Consider the following 5337-nt stretch of genomic DNA (forward strand, 5'->3'; position numbering starts at 1 on the left):
TACGAGCATTTTTCAAATCATCTAAAAGTTGTGCAATCTTTGGCCATAAGCGTGGTGGATGACAAAACTCAATTTCACGACCGATTTCCAAAGGTGAGCGTTTGAAAATCATCTGATCATAAGGTACCACGTGGTTGAAATATCTAAAGCGAAAATTTTCGTCTATATAGGTAATTTCAAAAGGCAGGGTGTTCATTAAACTGGTGAACTCAGCAAGGGATAGATAGCCATTTTCCAAGTCTAATGGTTGATCAATGGCCACTTGGTCTGGTCTAGTGAGCAGTTGATTATGGTGACTATACCAATCAACCTGTACATATCCATCGGAAAATTGTATCGTTTCACTTTGTTTGCTAGTGAGATTTTCTTCGAGTCGTACTAAAGTTGTCAATTTTTTGTTTTTTAAATCTGCTTCATCCGGTCCTTTAACAGAACGGTCTGTGCCTGGGGCGATGTCAATAAACCGTTGAATATCCTGGACGCATTCGACGATGCCTAAGAATTGATGATCATCATCGAATAGTGGTTGATATTTCACATAAATCATTGCAGTACCCCCAGCGCTTATTTCTTGGAACCAGTAGGATACAGCCTTTTCTTGACCAGATTTTAGTTTTTCAAAAACTGGGTGAATTGTCTTCCAAACACTGGCTGGAAAAAGCGTCTGTGCAGCCATCCCTATCTGACAATTTTCACGATATTGAAAGGGGAACCCCGTCTTATCTTGACAGGGCAGGGTGTAATTTGTGTATTGAATATGTCCTGCTGGATTGATAAAGGTAAGGGTGACTGGTACCCGGTCTAAGATAATCCGCATTTGGTTGATAGATAGAAAACCATCGCCAACAGGGAGTGGCATGTCAGGGTCAATAATCGCTTGCTGGCAGCTTTCTGTAGCTTGTAATTCTGGTTCTCCTTCCCAGCTGATGAGCATAGCGCCATCAGGAAAACTGATTCTTTGGCTTTCAATGATGGCTTTACGTGGCTGGTCTACATTTTTGGTAAGTGGTGTAGTGGCTTCATGTTGGTCATCATCTTTTTCATCTGAACTTGTCCATGTGCCTGTAGGCCGGATAATCGCAAAGCCGTAAATATCACTTTGTTCACTAACTTTGGCCCAATCCTGACTAGACAAACTTTCGGCTAGAATATTCATAAGAATGGCTTCCTCTTTAAAAATCATCTCCTTAAATTCATATTCAAAATCTGCAAAAGCTAACTTTGCTGTCGCTAATCTTTCTGTAAAATCTGTACTTCTTAATAAATCAACTTGCTTTAAAGCTGCTTGAAATAGGTCACGAATCTCGTCATCTTTGGCCCACATAACTTTGGGTGGCGCATTATAACCGTATTTTTCAAGTATGGGAAAGAAAACCCGTTCTTTACGAGTATAGTGGTGTTCAAATTGTCCTAAGAGTTGGTATTGCCGCTTCAGGCCGTCTGTAAAGTCTAAGCGACTAGGATCATCTTCGTTTAAGGCGTCTAAGGCTTTAAAAATATTGTTGATTCGGTTAATACAGGCTCTAAAGGCCATGTTTTCAGCTTTAAATACCTGAATGGGATGATTTTCTTGTTCGATTTCTACAGCTGAATGACCTGTTACTTGGTCTTCAAACATGCGGGCATGTACGTTACACAATTTCAAGACATCTTCAAAGGTGATGTCATTATCGTCTTTGTAGATAATTTTTTGCTCCATCATGGCGATTTCAATGGCCGAAACACCGGAAAAGTGCTGGTTAAATGCTTCTTGTAAACTGTTAGGGTCTACGCCATGGTGAAGTTGCGTCAACATGTCAGTAAGCACCTGTAATCGTTGTTCTTCTTGGTTAGTATGCTTCTTTTTCATTATTTTTCTTTACTCCAATTGGTTGATAGCCATTGTAAATTAGTTGTTGGCAGATAAATGCTACGGAGACGCCTGCAATTTTAGCACCGCGATTAAGGGTCACAAATGGACCGATAGATTGGCGTAAGATTGGGTCTTCCAAAGGGGTAAAACCAATTTCAACTAATAAAGCTAATAGGTCGGGATGGTGGTCAATAAGCGTTTTGACAGGTTGGTTAAAGTCAACAGTGAAATCATCGGTAGAGTTCATATGCAATTACCTATCCTTTTATACTTTTGAGTAGTTGGTTAAATAGCGCTACTACTTGAGAAGAATAGTAAAGTTTCTTATTTTTGAAAGCAATAAACCTAAAGATGTAAATTTATCTTAATACAATATTGTATACGAATTAGAATGAGATCATCCTTTCTTTGACCCTTGAACTAGCACCTAGCTAAAGTGATAGTTAACGCAAAGGAAGGAGTGAAGAGATGTCCGTATCAGCAAACACATATGGGATTGTTTTTAAAGGAGAGGCTGTAAACCACCAAAAGGTCATAATGGCGCAATTACTCGAGGTTATCGACCCAGAGTTAGGGATTGATTTTCCAAATTTAGGTTTAATTTATGAAGTAGATCTAAATCTCACAGGTGAGTGTACTGTAGTAATGACCCTTACGACACCAGCTTGTCCATTAGTATTTGTGATTGAAAAGGACTTTCAGGAAAAACTGAGTCAAATAGCTATCATAAAGGCAGTAACTGTGACGATTACATTCGATCCTGTTTGGTCAATCCAACGACTAAGTCCTTTTGCCTGTGTCTGCCTAGGTATGCCGATTCAAGGATAAAAAGCACAAGGACTGCATGAAATACCTCTTTTTATGATGGGATGGGTAAACTTATCTGAATACACTCTATTACAGTAATAAAATTCGAAAAACATACTTAAATTGTTTTTAAACAGCTCAACCTGGAAAAAGTATTCTTGATTGACGCATGATTATTTGCATTTTTAAAATTAGACAATTATACTTAAATAAGATTTGGTTTACAAATGTAGACTAATATAATGATCATGCAGTAGGAGGTAGAAAATAATGAATAAAGAGAATAAGACAAGCCATCATCACGATACGCAACATGACCACGAACATATGAATCACGGAGAGCATAACCATGATCATAATGGCCACAGTGGTCATGGACATGGCGGACACGGCGCTCATATGATGGAAGACTTTAAGCAACGTTTTTGGGTAGTCCTAATATTATCCATACCCTTAGCGATTATTGCTCCTATGCTGATGCACTTGTTTGGTTACCATATTGATTTTCCGGGCCAAGGACTTTTAGAGTTTGGTCTTGCTACTATTGTATTCTTTTACGGAGGTAAACCCTTCTTAAGTCATGCTTGGCATGAATTGAAATCAGGGGTTCCGGGTATGATGATGCTGATTTCTCTAGCGATTGTCGCAGCTTATATCTATTCGGTTTTAACCACCTTCTTCATTAGTGGAATGAACTATTATTTTGAACTTGCTAGCTTGATATTGATTATGTTGGCGGGACATTACATTGAGATGAAAGCGCAAATGTCAGCTGGTAATGCCGTTGAATCACTAGCCAAACTCTTACCATCAGATGCTGAAGTGATTCATGAAGACGGATCAACAAGTGAGGTAAAAGTCGACCAATTGAAGAAGGGCGACCGTATCTTCATCCGGCCAGGTGCGAAGATTCCTATCGACGCTAAAGTTTATGAAGGGCATTCTGAAGTAGATGAATCAATGTTGACTGGTGAATCTGTCCCCGTATTAAAAGAAGCGGATGCGCAGATTGTTGGGGGTGCCATTAACGGAGACGGTATCCTAAAAGCTATTGTAACGAAAACGGGTACGGATACTTATTTAGCGCAGATTATTAACTTGGTTACTGACGCACAAGCACAAAAATCTAAGGCACAATCCATTGCTGATGTCTGGGCTAAATACCTATTTTATATCGCTTTAGTTGTAGGGATTATCGCCTTTGTTGCTTGGACTGCCATCGACGGCTACCTAATTGGTTTACAGTTTATGGTAGCAACCTTTGTTATCGCATGTCCGCATGCACTTGGGCTGGCGGTTCCCTTGGTAAACGCTGAATCTACTTCCTTAGCTGCTGAATCTGGTTTATTTATTCAAAACCGTATCGCTTTTGAAGACGCTCATAAGATAGATAAAATCGTTTTTGATAAAACAGGCACCCTTACTAAAGGTGAATTTGGGGTAGACGAGATTACTGTTCTGGATGGCAAGTTTAATGAAACTTCTCTTTTACAAATTGTCTACGCGATTGAAAGCCAATCTGAGCATCCAATTGCTCGAGGTATCGTGAAAGAAGCTGAACGTAGAAAGATTGAAAAATTACAGGTTGCGGATTATCACAATCTGACCGGTAAAGGACTTGAAGGGACTGTAAATGGGAAGAATATTCAAATCCTAAGTCCAAAAGCGACTAGACAAGCAGGTTATACATTTGATGAAGAAGCTTTTAAGGCCTCTGCTTCTAAAGGGCGTACTGTTGTCTTTGTTATCTATGATCAGGTGTTAGTTGGTGCTATTGCAGTATCGGATATTGTCCGTGAAGAAGCGAAGCAAGTAGTCGCTCAACTGCAAGAGAAAGGGATTCAAGTGTTGATGTTAACTGGTGATAATCAACAAGTTGCTGATTCTGTAGGTAAAGAACTCCATTTAGATGGTGTATTCGCGGAAGTCTTATCGGACGAAAAAGCTAGCAAAATCAAGTCATTGCAAGCAGATGGCGGACGTGTTGCCATGATTGGTGATGGGGTCAACGATGCGCCGGCCCTTGCTCAAGCCGACTTAGGAATTGCCATTGGTGCCGGGACAGATGTTGCGAGAGAAACTGGCGATATCATCTTGGTTGATTCAAATATCCATGATGTTTTAAATATTCTTAACCTATCAAAAGCAACCAAACAAAAAATCAATCAAAACCTCATGTGGGGTGCGGGCTATAATGTGGTGGCTATTCCACTAGCGGCTGGTGTTTTAGCTGGACTAGGTATTGTCATTGGACCAGCTTTGTCAGCTGTTATTATGTCCTTGTCTACCGTTGTCTGTGCAGTGAACGCACGGATGTTGCGTCGTACTTATAAGAAGGTACAAAACAATTAAATTAAAATAATGATTTGTTTCAATAATACTCTTGAGAAGCCTTATTTTGACGATGAAACCATTATTAAAAAGAAAATAAGCGATCTAAAAACCCCTTTTGACACAACAAAGTCAGAAGGGGTTTTTGTAATCACTATTAAGCATTTGCCTTGATTAAGGCTTCAAATAAGTATTTACTTGATTCAGCTCCTGGGTCAGGTTCACCAATAGACCGTTCCCCATAGTAGGAAGCACGACCTTTCGTCGCTTTAAGTTCAGTCGTTTTAGTGCTAGCTTCATCTAGTATTTCTTGATTTAGATTATTCGCTTTAAGGGCTTCAACAGCT

General features: G+C 39.6%; 5 protein-coding genes. 2 read left to right on the forward strand and 3 right to left on the reverse strand.

Annotation, left to right across the window (positions count from 1 at the left end; genetic code table 11):
• Positions 1-1849, reverse strand: a 1849-nt coding sequence (locus ACRCJ0_RS09050; RefSeq protein WP_431390238.1) for a DUF438 domain-containing protein, incomplete at its 3' end; no start/stop codon positions are given.
• Positions 1830-2099, reverse strand: a complete 270-nt coding sequence (locus ACRCJ0_RS09055; protein ID WP_431390239.1) for a DUF1858 domain-containing protein — start codon at positions 2097-2099, stop codon at positions 1830-1832. The genes ACRCJ0_RS09055 and ACRCJ0_RS09050, both read right to left, overlap by 20 nt.
• Positions 2100-2320: 221 nt before the next feature.
• Between ACRCJ0_RS09055 and ACRCJ0_RS09060 the strand changes: the two genes are divergently transcribed.
• Both ACRCJ0_RS09060 and ACRCJ0_RS09065 read left to right on the forward strand, forming a co-directional pair.
• Positions 2321-2680 (forward strand): metal-sulfur cluster assembly factor, encoded by a 360-nt coding sequence (locus ACRCJ0_RS09060; protein ID WP_082685377.1) that lies wholly within the window; start codon positions 2321-2323, stop codon positions 2678-2680.
• Positions 2681-2929: 249 nt separating this feature from the next.
• Positions 2930-5011, forward strand: a complete 2082-nt coding sequence (locus ACRCJ0_RS09065; protein ID WP_431390240.1) for a copper-translocating P-type ATPase — start codon at positions 2930-2932, stop codon at positions 5009-5011.
• 136 nt (positions 5012-5147) lie between these two features.
• Here the strand turns inward: ACRCJ0_RS09065 and ACRCJ0_RS09070 are convergent.
• Positions 5148-5337 (reverse strand): DAK2 domain-containing protein (locus ACRCJ0_RS09070; RefSeq protein ID WP_431390241.1); only part of this gene is annotated, 190 nt, incomplete at its 5' end.

Source organism: Aerococcus sp. L_32 (assembly GCF_050689315.1).